We start from the raw sequence: 22,086 nt of genomic DNA, 5'->3' as shown, positions 1-22,086 counted from the left end.
CATTCATAATTAAATACTGAACGTATAGTTTATTAATTATGGCTTTATGATACACTGAACGTACAGTTTTGTAAATAGCTGATTTAAATTTTATTGGATATTTAGTATAATGTACGTATAGTTTTTACAAGGTTAATGATCTTACCTATACATTGCACTAAAGGAGGACTTGTGTGACTGCCAAAAGAGGGCGACCGCGTAATATTGAAACTCAGAAGTCTATTCTTTCTTCTTCCTATGAATTGCTGCTGGAGAATGGTTTTGGAGCGGTTACTGTAGAGAAAATTGCTGAGCATGCAGGGGTTAGTAAAGCAACCATTTATAAATGGTGGCCCAACAAAGCCGCCGTTGTTATGGATAGTTTCCTGTCTGCTGCTGCGGAAAGACTGCCGGTACCCGATACGGGCTCGGTCTTCGATGATTTACTCATTCATGCCACTAATTTACTCCGATTCTTGACAAGTCGAGAGGGTAAAATTATTACGGAGTTAATAGGCGAAGGGCAATTTGATTTAGGACTCGCTGAGGCATACCGGACTAGATACTTTAACCCACGTCGACTCGAGGCCCGGGATCTTTTGGAACAGGGGGCTCAGCGTGGGGAATTGCGGGGAAATCTTGATATTGAATTAAGTATTGATCTCATATATGGGCCGATTTTTTATAGATTGTTATTAACCGGTGAGAAATTGGATGATGCCTATGTGCAGAGTTTAGTAACTTCAGCCTTTGAAGGAATTAAATCAGACGTGAAAGAGAAAAGGGGATGACTGCAAGTTGAGTAATAAAATATGGGTTGCAGCAACCGGATTGGTTGCCGTTGCAATCGGTGGGTATATGTTTTCGGGGGGCACAGAAAGAAATGAACCTAAAGCTTTAGATACTCAAAACATTAAGGAATTAGTGCAAGAATATACTTCAAGAACCAAGACTGCTGAGTCTGCTTCAATCACATCGAAGGAACTTATTGTGACCGAAGGTGACGCAAAATCATTAACCTATGTCTTACCCGAGAACGAGTTTTTTGTTTCGATCGCTCCGTATGTCGACAAAACGCATCCTTGCGCAACTCATAGCTTAACTGGCTGCCAGGGAGAAATGGTTGAGGAAGAGTTCAACGTAAACATCGTTGACACGGAAGGCAACGAGGTCATGGACAAAACAATGAAATCCCAATCCAATGGATTTATCGACCTATGGCTGCCGCGTGACAAAACATATCATATAACGGTTGAGCACGACGGGAAAACAGCGGAGTCTGACATTTCCACATTCGAAAGCGACGACACCTGCATCTCTACCATGCAATTAATGGAGAAGAAGAGCATTTAAAGCTGTATACCTGATAAATCCGCGCTCAGCGCGGGTTTTTTTATTTTATGAGTGACTGAGTATAGCGACTTGAGAAAAGTTTTTCAAGTTCGTCCCAGTTGGGAGTCGAAATATTGGCTTGTTGCTTCAAAACATTAAACACATCATTTAATGCTGCAATCTCACTAAAAGATCCATCTATCATTTTGGAAACGGGTAGAGCTTAAAAAGCTTTAGAGCAAAATAGGCTATGTGTTTATGCTTTCGAATTAAATTCATCTGATTTACAGGTGTTACAGTATAACCTATAGCTTTACGCTGAAAATAATGACGAACGACAACTCCATCATTGTTCAGCTCTTCAGCTCGCTTACCTCTGGCAAGTACCGTGATATCATTTCCTCCACGAACTAGTGCATGAGCAAGATAACTTCCTAAAACCCCTGCACCGAAAACTAATATTCTCATTGATTAAACCTCCTAAAATTTAAACAAATGTTGTTTTTCGATCATCTGTTCAATATAATTAGATTAGCAATGGAATCCTATGGCTTCAATCGTTAAAGTTATTACTTTTGTTGCTTTTTCAACAAATTACAATGAATTGTCTAATATGTTATAAGGAGTAGCTCAATGGACAGAAGAATAAAAAAAAGCCAGGATGCCATTATGAACGCATTAATTAGTCTAATGGCAGAGAAAGAATTTGAAAAAATAACGATTAACGAAATCGCAGATTGCGCAAATGTAAATCGTGGTACCGTCTACTTTCATTATATGGATAAATATCATATATTGGATTGTTGCATAGAGTCTCATCTGGAACAATTAGGTGAAGGATGTTTCCCTGTAGAGGGTACAGTAGCGATTGATTCTAAGACTTCATTGCTACGCACGTTTCAATTAATGGAGAAAAATGCTGACCTGTATACTACCTTATTGACCAACAAGGGTCTTCCTGCATTCAGAAATCGTCTACAAGAAATAATGATTGAGGGAATTCACAAACAAATCGTTGACAACAATATCAATCTAAAGGTACATAAGGATATTTTAGCGCAATTTTTGACTTCAGCAACGGTCGGAGTCATTGAATGGTGGATTATCGGTTCGATGCCGTATTCTGCGGAAGATATTACTGAACAGTTATGGACACTTCTTGAACTTAATCAAATGATCCCCGTTCACATAGTTAAAATTGATTAAATATTAATTGCAAATTGCAAATGAATAAAGTATGATTTTATAGAGATCAATTTCCATGGGAAATACATGCTATATCTTGTTGAAAAGAAAGGAGCGGCTATGCCCTGTACCCTTGAGGGTGACTTTCTTTGAATTATATTTGCAAATTACAAATAATTTGTCCGGAAGAAGGTTTTTAGGATGGTTTCATTAAACCTTGATTTTATAAATTTCATTATCGATAAGAAGTTAGATAAAGAACTCTTGCGGGGCCAATTTGGTCTTGAAAAAGAGAACGCTAGAGTCGACAAAGACGGAAATCTTGCACTAACCCCTCACCCGAAAGCGTTTGGAAACAAGACAGATAACCCCTATATCCAAACCGATTTTTCAGAAAGCCAAATTGAAATGATTACCCCCACGTTTAACTCCATAGAGGAAACTTATCATTTCCTAGAAGCGCTGCAAGATATCGTGACACAGGAATTGATGGAGACAGGTGAATATTTATGGACCAGTAGTAATCCTCCTGTATTGCCGCGTGATGAGGATATTCCGATAGCCCATATGGAGGATCCTTTGGAGGAAATGTATCGAACTCAGCTAGGACATAAGTATGGACGAAAAAAACAGTTACTTAGCGGAATACACTATAATTTTTCGTTTAACGAGGATTTCCTCAAAAAGCTATATGAAGCTTCATCAAGTAAGGACGGATACAAGCTCTTCAAAGATGGATTGTATTTAAAAGTAGCAAGAAATGTATTGAAATATCGTTGGTTACTTATTTATTTGACAGGGGCTAGCCCCGTTTTTAATAAATCCTATATAGAACAATGTGTTGCCTTAAGCGATCATTTGGATGAAGATAGCCGCTACTTTCCGAATATGAACTCTTTGCGAAACAGTGTGTGCGGATACCGTAACGACAAACCTTTTAATGTTTCTTTTAACTCCGTTAATGAATATGTTCAAGATCTGCGAAACTTAGTCCAATCCAAGGAATTGCTTAGTGCAAAAGAGTTCTACAGTCCAATTCGTTTGAAGCCCGCAAAAGGGGAAAATCCACTTCAAGAACTTCTCGATAACGGTATTGCTTATTTAGAGCTGCGTATGTTTGATTTAAATCCACTTTTTAAGAACGGAATCAGTCTGGAAATACTGAAGTTTATCCATTTCTTTCTCGTATATATGCTTCTCAAGCAGGATGAACCCTTCAATATGGATGAACAACAACAGGCAAATCTGGATCTGGACACTCTTATGATGGAAGGTCTTCAAGGGAATATGAAGGGAACGGCAGTAGCAATCCTCGATTCCATGCAAGAAATGCTAAGACGTATAAGTCCAGATGATCAACAAATGAATAATCTGCTTGAGCATAACAAGAATATCATTCTAAACCCTGTTCTGAGCTATGCCTCCATTGTTAAGACAGAAATACAAAACTCATCTTTCTTGCATTACCATTTAAATAAGGCTAAACAATATGCGAATCATAGTCTCGAAGCCGGATACAAGTTGGCAGGGTATGAAGATTTGGAATTATCAACTCAACTATTGTTAAAAGCATCCGTGAAGCGCGGGATTCAATTTGAACTCATCGATAGAGATGACAATTTTGTGGTTCTGACTAAGGGTGATTATAAGGAATATGTGAAGCAAGCCACAAAAACGGCTTTGGATTCATACAGTACGGTTTTAATTATGGAAAATAAGATCGTCACCAAAGAGGTACTGAAGCAACAGGGTATTCGAGTTCCAGGCGGAAATGCGTATCGAAATCTGCAAGATGCCATGTTAGATTATGAAGTTCATCGTGAAAAGAAAATCGTGATTAAACCGAAATCAACGAATTTTGGACTGGGTATCACTATTTTCACCAACAACTTTTCAATAGAAGATTATCAGCGAGCTTTTGAAATGGCCTTTGAACATGACCGGACAGTCTTACTTGAGGAATTTGTTACGGGAAAAGAGTATCGCTTTCTTGTCATGGGAGACGAGGTCGTTGGGATACTGCATCGTGTACCCGCCAACATCGTTGGGGACGGAGTCCGTACTATTGAACAGCTAATCCACGAGAAGAACAAAGATCCATTAAGAGGGCAAGGGTATAGAACCCCACTTGAAAAGATTCAACTAGGTGAAGCAGAGAGGTTGTTTTTGAAAATCCATTCCATGGATCCCTCCGACATACCAAGATTAGGCGAGGTCATCTACTTGCGGGAAAACTCCAACATCAGTACTGGAGGGGATAGTATTGATTTTACAGATGAAATCCCAATAAGTTATAAAGAACTTGCTATTCAATCTGCCAAGGCAGCCGGAGCAACCTTTTGCGGAGTGGATATGATGATTAATGATATCGAGGAAGAAGCAACGAATGAGAATTACAGCATTATAGAAATTAATTTTAATCCGGCTATTCATATTCACTGTTATCCTTATCAAGGCATTAATCGGAAGGCTGATGATAAGATTCTTGATTTGTTATTCGGGAAGATGGATGGATGAGACAACAATAATTGAACTATTCACACAAAAACCTTCCTATTTTAGGAGGTTTTTTGTTATTTGTCAGAGAACTACAAACAGTATGTAATCTGAAATAAAGGAGCGGTTGAATTGGTTCATTGGATAAGTCTGATCATCCCGACGGCTATATTATTGCCTAATCTATTGTTCATTGGAATGCCTCCAAGAAATCTGCCGGCTAAGTTAGAAGACAAAGAAAATCTGATTTTCAAAACAGCTGAAGGGCTCGGGAGGATAGGCGTATTGGTGCTACCCCTTTTTTACTCCATACATAATGATCAACCCTATGAAATCCTGTCGATAGTTGGAATGTTCATTTTTCTACTACTATATTATGTAGGATGGCTTCGATACCTTAGAAAAGGTAGGGAATATCTATTCCTATTCTCACCCATGGCGGGAATTCCGGTACCCTTAGCGGTTAGTCCGATCCTATATTTTCTAAGTGCCTCAATCGTTTTACATTCTTTATTCATGTTTCTTTGCAGCTTAATACTAGCCCTTGGACATATTCCGCTTAGCTTAAAAACATATCATCAAATAACCGGAGGGTTAAAATGAAAACTACAATTTATATGGTGAGGCACGGCGAATCACCTAAAACGGAAGGTAACGAGAGAGAACGCGGGCTTACGGACAAGGGATCGTCAGATGCCAACAGAATAACCGAATTATTAAAAGAGGAGGGAATTGACGTTTTCGTTTCTAGTCCATATAAGAGAGCCATTTTGACCATCGAGGAATTAGCTCAGTCTCTTGATAAAGAGATCATCGTTATTGAAGATCTAAAAGAGATGGTTTTTTTAAGTGAAGATAGAATCATGCCGGATAAAGAGCTGTATCCTTACCTAGAGAGGATCTTATCTGATACGGATTTCACGTTCCCTGGCGGGGAATCCAGTGGGATTTGTCAGAAGCGCGCTATCCTGATTTTAAAAGATATTCTTACGAAGTATAGAGGTCAGAAAGTTGCGATAGGAACTCATGGATTAGTAATGACCTTGATGATGAGGTATTTCGACAAACAATACGACTTGAATTTTTTGTTACAGACTTCGAAACCCGATATCTACAGGATGGAATTAATTGATGAGGAATTAGTAGAAACGAAGAAATTATGGGAAGCTTCTCAATGACCATCGATTTAGGAGATATCCCCCATGCCTTTATAATTGAATATATAATGTGGGAATGAAACGTGGTTGAAAGTAACATATGGGTTCGATTTGCTGTATTTATTTGAGCTACAAGAAAGTAACTTTCTTGTGGCTTTTTATATTTATTAATACAGGAAGATACCTATATGTCATAGCAGACTTAGATTGTTAAGATAAATATTCTTTTTTTTGAATTTATTTTCTATTTATTGCGGAGACAATCATCTTAATATTATCTTAATGCCACAGCCAAAGTTGTAACACTATGCTGATTTTGCTCATGATATACTAACGCTGTGTGAACAGGATATATTAGTAGATAATACTAAAGATGAGTAGATAGGGGGCATAAAGAATGGCAATAAATCATACCGACTCAGGTTCCCTGCTTGAGCTTCTTTCTAATATACCGGCAGATAAAAGACGAGGAAGGCTGAAAATATTTGTCGGATATGCTGAAGGTGTCGGCAAGACCTGTGCCATGCTTAGTGCTGCCCATGAAGAGCAAAGAGATGGGATTGATGTTGTTGCCGGATATATTGAGTCCCATGTAAGACCAGAGACAATTGCTCTTATAGAAGGACTGGAGCTTTTGCCGCCTTTAGATATCTCCCATAATGGTGTCGTTACTAAAGAATTTGATCTGGACCGTGCGATACGGAGAAAACCAGACCTGATTTTATTGGATGAACTGGCACATAACAATACGGCGGGTTGCCGCCATAAAAAAAGATATCAGGATGTAGAAGAGCTTCTTCGAGCAGGAATTCACGTATATACCACGATTAATGTTCAGCATATTGAAAGCCTGTATGATGTCGTCTCCTCTATTGCTGGATTCTCCGTGAATGAACGCATTCCGGACAGCGTATTTGACAGTGCCAATCAGGTTGAGTTAGTCGATATTGAACCCGATGATTTAATCGACCGTTTGAATAAGGGGAAGATTTATCGAGATGAACAGGCTCAGACGACACATGTTCATTTCTTCACCAAAGAGAAACTGATCGCCCTGCGTGAGATCGCTCTGCGCTATACAGCAGATCAGTTGAACCGTATCGCGGTAGAAATCAGTACTCAGGAAAATAATAATGAGTATTATACAAAAGACCATATTTTAGTCTGCCTGTCTTCAGCTGCCTCGAGCAAGAAGGTTATTCGTACAGCAGCGAGAATGGCCGATGCTTACCACGGATATTTTACAGCACTGTTCGTGGAAACACCGGAAACCAAGGAAATAACACCCAAAGACAAGGCGGAACTGAGTGGAAACCTAAGACTGGCAGAGCAGCTTGGTGCACAGATTTCAACTGTATATGGAGAAGATATCCCCGGACAAATTGCAGAATATGCCAAAACAAGCAAGGTATCAAAGATTGTCATTGGACGTTCCAATAACAAAAAGAGATGGTTTGTAAAATCAAATTTTGTGGACAAACTGACCGCCTTCGCACCGAATATAGATATTTATATCATCCCTGACACTGGGCAATCTCACTACAAAAGTCCTAAATACGCAAAACCCCCGGAGCTGTCACTGGTCGATACAGTCACAACCGTAGGGATTATGGGTTTTTGCACCTTTATTGGACTGTGGTTTCAATTTCTGGGTTTTAAAGAATCGAACATCATTACTGTATATATATTGGGTGTTCTGTTCAATGCAATGGTTACGCGCGGTAGGCTATATAGTGCGGTAACATCAGTATTAAGTGTGCTTGTGTTCAATTTTTTCTTTACTGAGCCTTATTTTTCTTTGCAGGCGTATGATTCGGGTTACCCGGTGACTTTCCTTGTTATGCTATCTGCTTCCTTCATAACCAGTACATTGACTATGCGGGTAAAGGAACAAGCCCGACAGTCCTCGCAAAAAGCCTACCGTACAGAAGTGCTTTTAGAGACGAGCCGAAAATTGCAGCAGGCAAAAGACACCTCGGCAATCATTAATGCAACAGCGCATCAAATGGTGAAATTACTGGACAGAACCATCATCTTTTACTCAGTGCAGCAAGATACCTTGTCAGAGCCGTCCATTTATTTGAAGGAAGAATCGGCTGTTGATCCACTGACTTACACAGGAAGAGATGAACGTGCGGTTGCAGAGTGGGTGCATAAAAATAATAAGCGTGCTGGAGCTACCACGGACACCTTTTCCACCGCCAGTTGCCTATACCATGCGGTACGAGGAGGTGATACTGTATTTGCAGTAGCAGCCATTGTCATGGCTGTGGAAGACCCCCTGGAGGTTTTTGAAAAGAGTCTGATGATAGCTATGTTGGAAGAATGCGCGCTGGCACTAGAGAAAGAAAAACTAAGCGAACAACAAAAAGAAATCTCCCTGCAAATACAGCAAGAACAGCTCCGGGCTAACTTGCTAAGAGCAATCTCCCATGATTTACGAACCCCTCTTACTACTATTTCAGGCAATGCGGGAATTCTTATAGGAAACTCTGAGGTGCTGAGCGAGGAACAGAAAAAGGGGCTGTATACGGATATTTATGATGATTCCTTGTGGCTTATCAATTTGGTAGAGAACTTGCTGTCCATTACCCGAATTGACAATGGTGCATTAAATCTAAATCTGCAGGCGGAGCTCCTAGAAGAAGTAATTGCTGAAGCTCTTCTTCATATTAATCGGAACAGTGAAGAGCATGCGATTCAAACCGTATTGGAAGACGAGTTTCTAATGGCTAAAATGGATTCCCAGCTTATTATTCAGGTCATAATCAATATTGTGAATAACGCAATTAAATATACGCAACTTGGATCTATAATCACGATCTCTGCTAGACGAGAAAATCAAATGGTGCTTGTAGAGGTTTCCGATGATGGCCCAGGCATCTCAGAAGAAGCACAGGCTAAACTATTCGACATGTTCTATACTGCCGACAATATTCGTGGGGATGGACGCCGTGGATTAGGTTTAGGTCTTTCATTGTGTAAGTCTATTGTAAATGCCCATGGCGGTACCATCGAAGTAAAAGATAATGTTCCGCAGGGTACGGTATTTAGCTTTACCCTGCAGGCTGAGGAGGTGACTGTTCATGAATAAGCCTTTGATTCTTGTTGTAGAAGATGACAAGCCCATCCGTAAATTGATAACCACAACACTAGAGACACAGGGTTATAAATATCATACGGCTGAAACAGGAGAGTCCTCGATTTTAGAGGCGGTTTCCAAACAGCCGGATATTATCATTCTGGATTTGGGGCTTCCGGATATGGATGGTGTGGACATCATCAAAAAAGTACGGACTTGGTCCAATGTTCCTATTATCGTGGTCAGCGCACGCAGTGAAGATCGAGACAAAATTCAGGCGCTTGATGCAGGCGCAGACGATTATCTGACCAAACCCTTCAGCGTGGAAGAATTGCTGGCAAGGCTCCGGGTTACTTTGCGGCGAATCCGATATGATAGTGATAAGCTGCTGAAGGATGCTTCCCTTTTCACCAACGGAAATTTAAAAATTGATTATGCGGCGGGTTGCGTATGGCTGGATGAAGAAGAGATTCACCTGACTCCAATTGAATATAAGCTTTTAGGCCTGCTGGCAAAGAATGTAGGAAAAGTATTGACTCATAACTACATCCTACATGAAATATGGGGTCATTATACGTATGACATACCTGCCTTGCGTGTTTTTATGGCAACTTTGAGGAAAAAAATAGAAAAAACGCCCTCGAAGCCAAAGTATATTCAAACACATATCGGAGTTGGCTATCGGATGCTACAGGTTGGAGACGAAATCAAAGTTAATTAATACCTTATTTATGCAGTAATTAAATACAAGAATTGTAAAATAAACCATGCTCTTAAAGAGTATGGTTTATTTTAGTTTTAAAAACAAACGGTGAGAAAAATCATCTTAATATAATCTTTACTCTATCAAGAAAACTCTAATCCTGAGCTAATGGCGGGAGTGATACGCTAAAGCAGAAGTAAAGTACAGGGGAAAGAGGTCTTTTATATGGATGAATTATTAAGAAATGTCGGACTTATCTCAATCATGCTGGTGCTGCTGTATGCCATTAAAAAAATATACGACAACACCTATTTACAAAGGGCAGGTTTATATGAGGACGATAACGTTTATAAAGCCGCCGAAGAATTTGCTCAGGGAGCACCTTCCAATGATGTCAGAGGCATTCTTTCAAACTGTTACGATATTGATGATAAAGGTATGGAGAAAATTCTATCACTAGCGCTTCCTCACAGAACTCAAAAAGATGGAGGCTATAGTGCCTTTATAAAGGCTGTAAATAAGGTGCTGGGTGAAGATGTATATAGCTGAATCTTAATGTAATCTTAATTCTCTCATGAAAACTCTAACCCTGACCTAATGGCTGAAGTGATACGCTGAATCGGAAGTGGAAAATAGATATAGAGGCGCAGTATAGATAGTAGAGGGAGTGGCAAAGGTAATGATGGATGTGTATATGTGGGCTGGAGTAGTTGAGGATAAGGGGAGGAATGAGCTGTGATTCTGATAATGGCTGTTACCCTGCTGTTGTTTGTGTATCTGGTATATGCATTAATTCACCCGGAGAAATTTTAATGTCATGAATTGAAAAAAGAGAGAAAAGAAAAGAAAGAAATGATTAAGGAGGGCATTTATGGGCATTTTGCAAATCGTTGTTGTTATAGTTGTTCTGCTGCTGCTTGTAAAACCGGTAGGAACTTATCTATATCATGTATTCTCGAATGAATCCAACTTCACTGACCGATGGTTTGGAGCCACGGAAAGAGGGATTTATCGACTGATTGGGCTCAGAGCTAGGAGGGGAATGTCCTGGAAGAGATATGCGCTCAGCTTTATCTTGACCAATATCGTACTGGTAGCCTTCAGTTATATCTTTCTGCGGCTGCAAGAAGGCCTCCCGCTGAACCCGAACGGAATCGGGAACATGGAGCAGACGCTGACGTTCAATACCGTAATCAGTTTTATAACCAATACAAATCTGCAGCATTACAGCGGGGAAACCGGGGTTTCCTATTTCTCCCAGATGGCTGTAATGACCATGCTGATGTTCACCTCAGCGGCGAGCGGTTTTTCCGTGGCTGTTGCTTTTGTTAGAGGGATCACTGGCCGCGCTTCGGTGGGCAACTTCTTCGAGGATTTCGTCAAAGCCATCACACGTATATTCATTCCGCTGGCGTTAATGCTTACTCTGGTCATGGTAGCCCTACAGGTACCACAGACTTTGAAGCCTACGCTTGAGGTGACCACCCTTGAAGGACAGACCCAGCAGATTGCGATTGGACCGGTTGCTTCGCTCGAATCAATCAAGCATCTTGGGACAAACGGCGGGGGGTTCTTCGGGGCGAATTCGGCCCATCCTTTTGAGAATCCGAGTCCGCTTACGAACGTGCTGGAAATTCTCTCGATGTGGATGCTACCTGCGGCTCTCCCCTATATGTATGGACTGTTTGCCAAAAACAAACGCCAAGGCTGGATGATCTTCACGGCCATGATGACCTTGTTTGTACTGTTTCTAAGTCTAAATTATTACGCTGAAAGCAAAGGCAATCCCGCAATCAATGCTATGGGGATTGACGCTTCACAAGGCAGTATGGAAGGAAAAGAGGTTCGCTTCGGGATTCCGCAGTCTTCGCTCTTCACTACCGTTACTACTGCAGCAACCACAGGTACGGTCAATAATATGCATGACACGCTGACGCCGCTGGGAAGCATCACCCCGCTGACGTTGATGATGCTGAACAATGTATTCGGAGGCAAGGGTGTCGGACTGGTCAACATGCTGATGTACGCCATAATGGGTGTATTCCTGTGCGGTCTGATGGTCGGTAGGACACCGGAGTTCCTCGGACGTAAGATAGAGGCCAAGGAGATGAAGCTGATAGCAATAGCGATCCTAATTCATCCTTTGATTATTCTTGTCCCCACTGCGGGAGCATTCTTGACGGACTTGGGCAAAGGATCTATCAGCAATCCCGGATTCCACGGGATGACACAGGTGTTATACGAATACGTCTCTTCCGCTGCCAATAACGGCTCGGGCTTTGAAGGACTGGCGGATAATACTACCTTCTGGAATATTACAACCGGGGTTGTCATGTTGCTGGGACGTTACGTCTCTATTATCGCAATGTTGGCCGTAGCCGGTTCTCTGGTTCAGAAGAAGCCGGTTCCTGAGACCATTGGCACGTTCCGCACAGACAACGGTCTGTTCACTGGCATTTTGATTGGCACGGTGCTGATTATTGGTGCACTGACCTTTCTGCCGGTCATTGTGCTCGGTCCGATTGCAGAATATTTGACCTTACGGTAGGAAGAGGGAGAACAAGATGAGTACTGTAACAAGAAAAAAGCTACTGACGGGACCGATACTCCTAGGCGCCGTAAAGGATAGCATTAAGAAGCTTAACCCGGTCACGCTTATGAAGAATCCGGTAATGTTCGTAGTTGAGATCGGGACGATTATTGTCTTGCTAATGGTGCTGGCTCCCGGTTACTTTAATGCGGAGAAATCGGTAGGCTTCAATATAACGGTGTTCTTCATCCTGCTGTTTACCGTGCTGTTCGCTAACTTCGCTGAAGCTCTGGCCGAAGGACGCGGCAAAGCTCAGGCAGATTCGCTAAAGAAGACGAAACAAGATATTAGCGCCAATAAGTTAGTAGGAATAACGGTTAAAATCGTTTCTTCCTCCGAACTGCGCAAGGGTGATGTAGTGATCGTCAGCCAAGGGGAATTGATCCCAGGCGATGGCGAGGTGATTGAAGGATTGGCTTCCGTGGATGAGTCGGCGATTACCGGAGAGTCTGCACCAGTCATTAAGGAGGCTGGAGGCGACTTCGGCTCGGTCACGGGCGGCACACGTGTGGTCAGTGACCAGATCAAAGTACGGATTACAAGTGATCCGGGTGAATCATTTCTGGATCGGATGATCTCCCTGGTGGAAGGGGCAAAACGCCAGAAGACACCAAATGAGATCGCGCTGAGTACGCTTCTGATCAGCTTGACGATTATTTTCCTGATTGTAGTGGTTACACTACGGCCGATTGCCGGCTTCCTGGGCATCGAGCTTAGTATTCCCGTAATGATTGCCCTGCTCGTCTGCCTGATTCCTACAACGATTGGCGGATTACTCTCAGCCATTGGTATTGCGGGTATGGACCGTGTCACGCAGTTTAATGTGTTAGCCATGTCCGGTAAGGCAGTCGAGGCTGCCGGGGACATCAACACGATGATCTTGGATAAGACGGGTACAATTACCTTCGGGAACCGAATGGCAAGTGAATTCGTACCGGTTGGAAACGTGCCTGAGGTCGAGCTAACGGCATGGGCAGCGATCAGTTCACTGAAGGATGAGACACCTGAAGGTCGATCCGTTCTTGAGCTGGCCAAGAAGCTTGACCGCAGCTACGATCGCAGCCTTGGTGATGGCGGTGAGTTCGTGGAATTCAAGGCGCAGACACGAATGAGCGGAATCGATCTACGCGATGGGCGCAGAGTGCGCAAGGGAGCGGTGGATTCCGTGAAGAAATGGGTGGTGTCGAATGGCGGGCAGATTCCCGTTGATCTCGACAGCAGCTCCGATGCTATTGCCCGACTGGGTGGAACCCCGCTTGCGGTAGCAGTAGACAATATGATCTATGGACTCATCTATTTGAAGGACATCGTTAAGCCCGGCATGAAGGAACGCTTTGACGAGCTGCGTCAGATGGGAATCAAGACCATTATGTGCACAGGCGACAATCCGCTGACCGCCGCAACCATTGCCCGCGAGGCCGGAGTAGATGATTTCATTGCCGAGAGTACACCTGAGGATAAAATTGAAGTGATCCGCCGCGAGCAAAACGAAGGTAAGCTGGTTGCTATGACCGGAGACGGCACCAATGATGCCCCCGCGCTGGCGCAGGCCGATGTTGGGCTGGCAATGAACAGCGGGACGACCGCTGCCAAAGAAGCGGCGAATATGGTCGATTTGGATTCTGATCCCTCGAAGATTATTGAAGTGGTTGCGATCGGGAAGCAGTTGCTGATGACGCGGGGCGCTTTGACCACCTTCAGTATCGCGAATGACATCGCCAAATACTTTGCGATTATTCCAGCAATGTTCACCCTGGCGATACCGGAGATGGAGGTTCTTAATGTAATGGGGCTCGGCTCCCCGAGCTCAGCTATTATATCGGCACTGATCTTCAATGCGATCATTATACCTCTGCTTATTCCGCTGGCCATGCGAGGCGTGTCTTATAAGCCGATGAGTTCCACTAAGCTGCTCGCACGTAATCTTTTTATTTACGGTCTAGGTGGAGTAGTTGTTCCGTTCGTAGGTATTAAGCTCATCGATATGATCGTAAGTATATGGATATAACGCTATATTGACTATAGGCATGAAAGGATGACAGTATTATGGTGAACTCTATCGAAACGGAAGAAGAACAGCAATCCATGTCCACAAGTTCCTATTTCTTAATGGTGGCGCGGCTCAGTTTGGTCTTTATAGTGCTCTGCGGGATTATTTATCCCTTGGCTTCTACAGCGATTGCCCAGGTAGTTATGCCGTCACAGGCGAATGGCAGTTTGCTCAAAAATGATGCCGGAGTGGTTATAGGCTCAGAATTGATCGGCCAGAACTTTACAGATCCGGCGCTTTTCCATAGCAGGGTATCGAGTATTGATTATAAAGCTGAGGCTTCAGGCTCCAACAACTACGGACCATCTAACCCGGATATGCAGCAGCGGACGAAAGATTTCATTACCCAGTGGCAGTTGGATAATCCGGAAGTGCCTTTGAATAAACTACCGGTTGATCTGATTACCAATTCAGGTTCCGGACTGGACCCGCATATCTCTCCCGTTGCGGCAATGGTGCAGGTTCCAAGAATCAGCAGCCTGACCGGTATCCCAGCCAATGAACTGGAAGACTTGGTGGGAAAATATACCGAAGGCCGCGATCTTGGGTTGTTTGGTGAGGAACGTGTCAATGTGTTGAAGCTGAATATGGCTTTATCGGAAATACCGGCGAAATAGCAAGCTTGTACCCTGTCTGCGTTGATTGCGGACAGGGTAGTTTTCGATAGGATTCAAGTAAATGGTGAAAGGAGGTTAAAGAATGGCGCCGTATAAACGAAAAACCCCGGAAGAAATCTTGTATTCCATATATCAACTGCATCGGGGAAGGCTAAAGATCATTATCGGGTCCGTGAGCGGGTCGGGAAAAACATACAATATGCTGGAAGAAGGCAAGCATTTAAAGCAGCAAGGGATAGATGTAGTAATCAGTGCCGTTTCGACCATGCAACGAGTGGAAACCGTTCAGCAGCTCGAGAATCTTGAACGTGTTCCCAGCATCCATTGGTGGAAAGATGGCAAGGAGCAGAAAGACCTCCCTCTGGAAGCGCTACTGGAACGGAATCCAGAGGTCCTGTTGGTAGATGGTCTGGCTCATCGCAATCGCATAGGTGCCCGCTTTCCAACGCGTCTGGAAGATATCCGTTATTTGATGGATAACGGCATCAGTGTGATTACGACCATCAATGTTTACGAGTTGGCAGGAGTAGGAGAGATCATTTTTCAAATGACGGGAATTCGGGCAGAAGAAACGGTACCTTTGAATACGCTAGAATTTGCGGATGAAGTTCGCCTAATCGATGTATCCCCGGAAACCATACTGAAGCGAATAGAGGAAGGCGTTTTGGGTGGTGAGACGCATCCTGCATTGTCCCGACGAGGAAATCTAGGGGTACTTCGTGAACTGTCCCTGCGTTTAGTGGCTGAAGGTGTCAACGATTCACTTGAAAAACATCGGGAAGATCAGGGACTCATCGGTCCTTCCGGTGCCACTGAGCGGATATTGGTATCCACGCAATACCATTGGAACGGTTCACTCTATGTTAGAAGAGGCCAACAAATCGCTAAGCGGCTGGGTGGTGATCTAATTGTAGTGACGTTTGTCATCCCAAATCGGCCGTTGACGAAGGAACAGCAGTCCTTCAAGCGTTCTATAGTGAAGCTAGTAGATCGAGTGGATGCCAAGTTTGGAGAGCTTCATCTGACCCATCTACGTCAGCTTCCTTCTCTATTGGTGCGTTTTGCGACTCAAAACAATGTGACCCGAATCGTAATGGGGCACTCCAATAAGAGCCGTTGGCAAGAGAAGTGGCAGGGCTCCATCGCAAACCGCGTACTGCGAAAAACACGAAATATTGATGTGTTTCTGATGGCGGACCGCGCAGAGCAGGAAGGGGAGCGGATTTTACCCATAAAACCGAGTGTGAAAGAGTCAGAAGAGCCTTTTCATCGGTTGACCAGTCAAGAGATGGAGGAGAAAATTGAAAGGATTCGCCACGGAACCTTTAAAGTATATATCGGTGCAGCGCCCGGAGTGGGGAAAACTTTCAAAATGCTGCAGGAAGGTAACCTACTATTAAACAGAGGAATCGATATTGTTATCGGTCTCCTCGAAACCCACGGTAGAAAGGAAACAAGGGAGCAAATAGGCGATTTAACAATTATCCCTCGTGCCAGGATTCAATATCAGTCAACGCAACTGGAAGAAATGGATACAGATGCAATTATTTCCCGGCACCCAGAGGTTGTGTTGGTTGATGAATTGGCGCACACCAACGTACCCGGCAGTCAGACTAGAAAAAGATATGAAGATGTTGTCCGTCTATTGGAAAACGGCATTTCCGTCATTACAACCGTGAATGTACAGCATCTGGAAAGCTTAAACGACGCGGTAGCACAGTTAACCGGTGTACGGGTTCGGGAAACCGTGCCGGATGCCATTTTGAGAATGGCAAGCGAGGTAGAACTAATCGACGTAACACCGCAAATGCTGCAGGAGCGGATGCGGGAAGGAAAAATTTACGCGTCCGAGAAAGTGAACCAGGCGCTGGAATCCTTTTTTAAGATTGGTAATTTGATTGCACTACGGGAACTGGCCCTCCGCGAAATTGCGGATGATGTAGATGAACGGCTGGAGGCATGGAATCGGGATACTTCCTTACGGGGATCGTGGAGCAGGCGTGAGGTGATTTTCGTCTGTGTGGACATGGGACCGCGTGCGGAACGTCTGATACGACGCGGATTCCGCATAGCACACCGCTTGAAAGCAGAATGGTACGTGCATTATGTGCATTGCGGCGTGGCACGAACGCATGAGGAGCAGAAACGGCTGGACGTGCTTCGGCATTTATCGGAACGGCTTGGCGGGAAAATTGAGGTGACTGAGGCAGTCAGCAGCACTAATATACATCAGCATTTATTAAATAGGATGAACGAAGTACAGGCGACACAGCTTATCATCGGGCAGTCACGGAAACCACTTTGGCGTACTTTGTTCAAAGAAAGCTTCGTCCATTATTTGCTCAGGCATGCCCGTCATATGGATATGCTGATCGTTGCGGATTTTGATCCAGAGGTTACAGAGCCGGTACGGTAAAAGAATGTGTTGGGAAATGAATTAACATATTGCAATAAGTGCCCGTTGTTGAAAATAACATATGGGTATGATAAGCTGACTTTACTTAAAGGATTGGGGTTGAAAAGGATAATGTAGGATTTCTTGCGGATTAGTAAAAATAATAAAAACATGCCGAAGCGGATGTAGACCGCTGTTTTATTATTTTTATGCAAGAAAGCTACTATTCTTTTTAACTCAAAGATATATCCTTATCTAACTCCATCGTGGGTTCGATTTGCTGTATTTATTTGAGCCACAAGAAAGTAACTTTCTTGTGGCTTTTTATATTTGTAAATACAGGAGGAGATCAATATGTCATTAATAAATGTTACAAACCTTACGTATGCCTATGATGGCAGTTACGATAACATATTTGAGAACGTAAGTTTTCAAATGGATACAGATTGGAAATTAGGATTTACGGGAAGAAACGGTAGAGGGAAGACCACCTTTCTCAACTTGTTGCTTGGTAAATATGAATACAGCGGAAATATTTCTGCTAAAGTGAGCTTTGAGTATTTTCCTTTCCACATTGAAAACAAGGAATATAATACCCTTGATGTAATTAACCAAATATATCCAGACTATATTCACTGGGAATTAGTACGTGAGCTTTCATTGCTGAAGGTTTCCGAAGATGTTTTATATCGGTCATTTAATTCGCTGTCGAACGGTGAGCAAACAAAAGTATTACTGGCTGCATTATTTCTTAAGGAAAATAGTTTCCTGTTAATTGATGAACCAACGAATCACCTTGACATGGAGGCAAGAAAACTAGTCAGTCAATATCTCAATTCCAAAAGTGGGTTTATTCTGGTGTCTCACGACAGATCATTTCTAGATAACTGTGTAGACCATATTCTCTCAATTAATAAGACCAACATTGAAATTCAAAAAGGTGACTTTTCCAGTTGGTGGGAGAATAAGACGAGACAAGATAACTTTGAACTAGCGGAGGACGAAAAACTTAGAAGAGATATAAGTCGATTATCAAGTTCTGCTAAACGGACGGGCAATTGGTCACACGAAGTGGAAAAAACAAAAAACGGAACAAGAAACTCCGGCTCTAAGGTGGATAAAGGATACATTGGCCACAAGGCTGCTAAAATGATGAAACGCTCTAAAGCCATTGAACAAAGGCAGCAATCTGCGATTGATGAGAAGTCTAAACTCCTTAAAAATATCGAGAGCTCCGACAGCTTGAAGATTTCGCAGCTTGCTTATCATAAAAACCAACTTGTTGAGCTTGATGAGGTTTCGATTTTCTACGCTGAGAAGAGGGTATGTGAAGATCTTAGTTTTTCAATTGAGCAAGGTGACCGAATTGCGCTTTCCGGTAGAAACGGCTCTGGTAAATCAAGTATTATCAAACTAATTTGCGGTGAGGAAATAAACTTTACAGGCACCCTAAGTAAGGATAGTCAGTTGGAAATATCCTACGTATCTCAGGACACATCCCATCTTCAGGGCAACTTATCTGATTTTGCTGCCGACAACGGCATTGATGAGAGTCTCTTCAAATCGATTCTTAGAAAGCTTGATTTTTCCAGAGTTCAATTTGAAAAGGATATTTCAACTTTTAGCGGAGGTCAAAAGAAGAAAGTACTGATCGCAAAAAGTCTCAGTGAGAAGGTCCATTTGCATATTTGGGATGAACCGCTTAATTTCATTGATATTATTTCCCGCATGCAAATTGAAGAGCTACTGCTGGAGTATTCACCAACCATTCTATTTGTGGAGCATGACAAGGAATTTTGCAAAAATGTTGCAACAAAGACCATCGAACTTTAAGATTTACTTTGAAAAAGCGCCAATTAACTGGCGCTTTTTTGTATTTTCTCTGTTATCTTTAGGAGAAGAAGTTGTTCGATCCTTTTCGTAACCCCAGTGATATTTTCCCGTATTATGTTGTGAATAGGATCATATATGTTTAACAAAAACAGAAGTTGAGGTAATCCATCATATGAAAAGTGAATATACAGATCAAGCCGATACATGGTATCGACAGGCTGAGCAGAAGGCGGCTCAGTATTTTGCATCCCTTTATATGCAGGTTATGGAGAAGACTTATGTGCCTACACTGACAGAAGATTTTCAATTGTGGAAAAGGAACCATATTAACAAACGTTCATGGCTATCATTGTTTTCGAGGGGAACCAGAAAACCTGATTCTCAGGATTATCGAAGATACATAGGGTGGCTGGATCACACAGGTAAACTTGATGATTACTTAGATCGCAGCATCAGCTATATTTACATGAGGGATCTAGGCAAGGCTCTGGATTCTCCTGACACTCAGACCCGGATTCAGCGTGCAGTTGCTGACATCAAAAATCACTTGACTAGTTCCACCGTAACAAAAGGTGGTGGCCAATCCGAGCAATTGAGTTTAGCTGGGTTGTACCGATGGGCTCAGAAGGAAAGTATAGAATCCGCTGTAATATGGCTGATCGATAAACTCAAGGACGTCTCTGCCAATATTCCAAAAGAAATGAATGCCGAGCATGCCCAGCGCAAGCTGATCAAAATCATCATCGGAGTTATCATGCATGTGGTTGAAGAGATGGACGATGAAATATCGTCTGCAGAACGGGCCCAAAGGCTTGATGAAGCCATCAGACTTGGTTATTCATACGGTCTAACCTATCCGTTCATTGACGATCTTCTGGATTCCGGGGTCTTAACCGACGAAGAGAAAGAACTTTATTCCAATATGATACGTACCGCGCTTCTCACGGGAATTGTACCAGAGCTCAGTGGCTGGGGCGGAAGTAATAACATGGAAATAATACAATACGTGCATTCAGAACTCCGGGATGCTTTTGAGTATATTAAAGAACATCAGCGGGCGGATACACAGGAAACTTTCTTCGAGCAGTCCTATGTTTTTTTTCATTCCCAAGATATAGACCGTGTTAAAGATTTATCGAACAAGAACTATACCAATGAGGAACTTTATATACCTATCATACTGAAATCCTCTTCTTCCCGATTGATTGTCCGTTCCGTAATCAGTGCACCTTTGGATGAGGGTTTTGATCAGCGAACATTCTTATATGGTATTTACAATCAGCTCGCAGACGATTTTGCGGATATGTTTGACGATATGAATGACGGTGCTGTTACACCATATACTTATTATTTGAAATACCATGATCTGCGTTCAGATCTGATCAACCCATTTGAATTATACTGGGCAGTAATTTCTCATCTAATTCATAATGTGTATCAGTCTGATGCCAAGACGCGTGAGGTGATTTTAGATCGCGCAATCAACGGTCTCAAACGCTGTAAAGCACGTTTAGGTCCTGAAAAGTATAACGAAATTATGGGGATCTTTGCTGCCGGTAACCCGGAATTCAATCGTCTTGTGCAATATATGGTTCAAAAAGCGGATGATGTGGATTTCTTCGACAAACTGCTTCGGGACCAGATGGTTACCATTCTAAAGAACAACCAGAAGGAAAAGGAAGATTTTCAAGACACGATCAAAAATGTCCGCCAACAGATCAACAACGAATTGCAGATTATCAAAGCTAACGGGATTTCACCGATAAAAGATACGCTTATTGATGCTGCCAATTACAGTCTCGAAGGAGACGGGAAGCGTATACGACCATTATTGGCTTGGGTCATGGGTGTGAACGAATATGGATTACAGCCATCGGCAATAGTGCCGCTTTTGAGATCATTGGAATATTTGCATACTGCATCTCTAATCTTCGATGATTTGCCATCCCAAGATAATGCCTCTACCCGAAGAGGACGTCCAACTCTGCATCAAGTTTACAATAGCGCCACGGCGGAGTTAACCGGTCTATTTTTAATTCAAAAGGGGATTGAAGAACAGACGTCACTTCACTCGTTTGATGCTAAAACCGTGTTAACCTTAATGCAATATTCGGCCCAAAAGGCAGAAGATACATGTATGGGACAGGCGATGGATTTGCATTCCAAAGGAAAAGCATTAACACTCGAGCAATTGAATATGATCTGCTTTTACAAAACAGGAACTGCATTTGAGGCCTCTCTGGTAATGCCTGCCATTCTAGCTCAGGTTAAGGCGCCGGAAATCGAAGCTTTGAAGAAATTCGCCTACCATGCGGGCATTGCTTTTCAGATTAAGGATGATTTGCTTGATTTGGAAGGAGATCTGCTCGTACTTGGCAAACCCACCCAGAAGGATGTCGAGAACAACAGTTCAACTTTTGTAGCCATCCTTGGTCAGGAAGGGGCCAGAAAAGAGATGTGGGAACACTATTGCCTTGCCATAGAAACGTTGAATAAAATGTCCCATAATACTGCTTTTCTGAAGCATCTATTGAACTATATTGTTAGTCGAGATCGCTAATTAAAAAATCAGAAGGCTTAGCCATTTGAATTACAATCGCAAATTTCTACACCAAAAGCGGCTTCCTCTTATGACGGAGTCGTTTTTTTGTTTTAAATAACATCACT

Annotated in this window: 15 protein-coding genes and 1 pseudogene; 15 read left to right on the top strand and 1 reads right to left on the bottom strand. The window is 42.7% G+C overall.

Features of this window, described 5'->3' with window-relative positions:
- The first annotated feature begins 173 nt into the window (after positions 1-173).
- Both J2T20_RS17690 and J2T20_RS17685 read left to right on the top strand, forming a co-directional pair.
- Entirely contained in the window at positions 174-770 is a 597-nt protein-coding gene (locus J2T20_RS17690; protein WP_307590591.1) for a TetR/AcrR family transcriptional regulator, read from the top strand.
- 67 nt (positions 771-837) lie between these two features.
- Positions 838-1,332: a CueP family metal-binding protein gene (locus J2T20_RS17685; RefSeq protein ID WP_307590649.1), complete on the top strand. Its 495-nt coding sequence runs from the start codon at positions 838-840 to the stop codon at positions 1,330-1,332.
- A 264-nt stretch (positions 1,333-1,596) separates the two neighbouring features.
- Here the strand turns inward: J2T20_RS17685 and J2T20_RS17680 are convergent.
- Positions 1,597-1,779: pseudogene (locus J2T20_RS17680) on the bottom strand (ketopantoate reductase family protein); the annotation flags it as partial.
- A gap of 165 nt (positions 1,780-1,944) precedes the next feature.
- Here J2T20_RS17680 and J2T20_RS17675 point away from each other — a divergent pair.
- From J2T20_RS17675 to J2T20_RS17620, 13 genes are all read left to right on the top strand, one after another.
- Positions 1,945-2,517, top strand: coding sequence for a TetR/AcrR family transcriptional regulator (locus tag J2T20_RS17675; protein WP_307590589.1), 573 nt, complete (start codon positions 1,945-1,947; stop codon positions 2,515-2,517).
- A gap of 180 nt (positions 2,518-2,697) precedes the next feature.
- Positions 2,698-5,013 carry a bifunctional glutamate--cysteine ligase GshA/glutathione synthetase GshB gene (gene gshAB, locus J2T20_RS17670; RefSeq protein WP_307590587.1) on the top strand — a complete coding sequence of 772 codons (2,316 nt, stop codon included), beginning with the start codon at positions 2,698-2,700 and terminating at the stop codon, positions 5,011-5,013.
- Between the two features lie 578 nt (positions 5,014-5,591).
- A complete protein-coding gene (locus J2T20_RS17665; protein WP_307590585.1) occupies positions 5,592-6,170 on the top strand; it encodes a histidine phosphatase family protein in 579 nt (192 codons plus the stop codon).
- A 376-nt stretch (positions 6,171-6,546) separates the two neighbouring features.
- The gene (locus tag J2T20_RS17660; protein WP_307590583.1) at positions 6,547-9,243 is read left to right on the top strand and encodes a sensor histidine kinase; all 2,697 of its coding nucleotides are present in this window, start codon (positions 6,547-6,549) and stop codon (positions 9,241-9,243) included.
- The gene (locus tag J2T20_RS17655) at positions 9,236-9,952 is read left to right on the top strand and encodes a response regulator (protein WP_307590581.1); all 717 of its coding nucleotides are present in this window, start codon (positions 9,236-9,238) and stop codon (positions 9,950-9,952) included. Before J2T20_RS17660 ends, J2T20_RS17655 begins: the two co-directional genes overlap by 8 nt.
- A gap of 207 nt (positions 9,953-10,159) precedes the next feature.
- Entirely contained in the window at positions 10,160-10,483 is a 324-nt protein-coding gene (locus J2T20_RS17650; protein ID WP_307590579.1) for a hypothetical protein, read from the top strand.
- Positions 10,484-10,681: 198 nt separating this feature from the next.
- Positions 10,682-10,747 carry a K(+)-transporting ATPase subunit F gene (kdpF, locus tag J2T20_RS25800; RefSeq protein ID WP_373457823.1) on the top strand — a complete coding sequence of 22 codons (66 nt, stop codon included), beginning with the start codon at positions 10,682-10,684 and terminating at the stop codon, positions 10,745-10,747.
- Positions 10,748-10,805: 58 nt separating this feature from the next.
- A complete protein-coding gene (kdpA, locus tag J2T20_RS17645) occupies positions 10,806-12,482 on the top strand; it encodes a potassium-transporting ATPase subunit KdpA (RefSeq protein ID WP_307590577.1) in 1,677 nt (558 codons plus the stop codon).
- Between the two features lie 16 nt (positions 12,483-12,498).
- Positions 12,499-14,532 carry a potassium-transporting ATPase subunit KdpB gene (gene kdpB / locus J2T20_RS17640; RefSeq protein ID WP_307590575.1) on the top strand — a complete coding sequence of 678 codons (2,034 nt, stop codon included), beginning with the start codon at positions 12,499-12,501 and terminating at the stop codon, positions 14,530-14,532.
- A gap of 38 nt (positions 14,533-14,570) precedes the next feature.
- Positions 14,571-15,191, top strand: coding sequence for a potassium-transporting ATPase subunit KdpC (kdpC, locus tag J2T20_RS17635; protein ID WP_307590573.1), 621 nt, complete (start codon positions 14,571-14,573; stop codon positions 15,189-15,191).
- Positions 15,192-15,273: 82 nt separating this feature from the next.
- Positions 15,274-17,607: a universal stress protein gene (locus J2T20_RS17630; RefSeq protein ID WP_307590572.1), complete on the top strand. Its 2,334-nt coding sequence runs from the start codon at positions 15,274-15,276 to the stop codon at positions 17,605-17,607.
- A 333-nt stretch (positions 17,608-17,940) separates the two neighbouring features.
- Positions 17,941-19,419 (top strand): Lsa family ABC-F type ribosomal protection protein, encoded by a 1,479-nt coding sequence (locus J2T20_RS17625; protein ID WP_307590570.1) that lies wholly within the window; start codon positions 17,941-17,943, stop codon positions 19,417-19,419.
- A gap of 172 nt (positions 19,420-19,591) precedes the next feature.
- Positions 19,592-21,979 carry a polyprenyl synthetase family protein gene (locus tag J2T20_RS17620; RefSeq protein WP_307590568.1) on the top strand — a complete coding sequence of 796 codons (2,388 nt, stop codon included), beginning with the start codon at positions 19,592-19,594 and terminating at the stop codon, positions 21,977-21,979.
- The last annotated feature ends 107 nt before the right edge of the window (positions 21,980-22,086 follow it).

Origin of the sequence: Paenibacillus wynnii (genome assembly GCF_030812855.1) — a bacterium.
Classification (GTDB): domain Bacteria; phylum Bacillota; class Bacilli; order Paenibacillales; family Paenibacillaceae; genus Paenibacillus_AQ; species Paenibacillus_AQ wynnii_A.
This window is presented reverse-complemented; position numbering and strand designations above follow the sequence as displayed.

Bases quoted from the DNA above. Each gene is read 5' to 3' on its own strand.
- J2T20_RS17630 (WP_307590572.1), top strand. From the start codon at position 15,274: ATGGCGCCGTATAAACGAAAAACCCCGGAAGAAATCTTGTATTCCATA.
- J2T20_RS17620 (WP_307590568.1), top strand. From the start codon at position 19,592: ATGAAAAGTGAATATACAGATCAAGCCGATACATGGTATCGACAGGCT.
- J2T20_RS17625 (WP_307590570.1), top strand. From the start codon at position 17,941: ATGTCATTAATAAATGTTACAAACCTTACGTATGCCTATGATGGCAGT.
- J2T20_RS17660 (WP_307590583.1), top strand. From the start codon at position 6,547: ATGGCAATAAATCATACCGACTCAGGTTCCCTGCTTGAGCTTCTTTCT.
- kdpC (WP_307590573.1), top strand. From the start codon at position 14,571: ATGGTGAACTCTATCGAAACGGAAGAAGAACAGCAATCCATGTCCACA.
- kdpB (WP_307590575.1), top strand. From the start codon at position 12,499: ATGAGTACTGTAACAAGAAAAAAGCTACTGACGGGACCGATACTCCTA.
- kdpA (WP_307590577.1), top strand. From the start codon at position 10,806: ATGGGCATTTTGCAAATCGTTGTTGTTATAGTTGTTCTGCTGCTGCTT.
- gshAB (WP_307590587.1), top strand. From the start codon at position 2,698: ATGGTTTCATTAAACCTTGATTTTATAAATTTCATTATCGATAAGAAG.
- J2T20_RS17685 (WP_307590649.1), top strand. From the start codon at position 838: ATGTTTTCGGGGGGCACAGAAAGAAATGAACCTAAAGCTTTAGATACT.
- J2T20_RS17650 (WP_307590579.1), top strand. From the start codon at position 10,160: ATGGATGAATTATTAAGAAATGTCGGACTTATCTCAATCATGCTGGTG.
- J2T20_RS17675 (WP_307590589.1), top strand. From the start codon at position 1,945: ATGGACAGAAGAATAAAAAAAAGCCAGGATGCCATTATGAACGCATTA.
- J2T20_RS17655 (WP_307590581.1), top strand. From the start codon at position 9,236: ATGAATAAGCCTTTGATTCTTGTTGTAGAAGATGACAAGCCCATCCGT.
- J2T20_RS17665 (WP_307590585.1), top strand. From the start codon at position 5,592: ATGAAAACTACAATTTATATGGTGAGGCACGGCGAATCACCTAAAACG.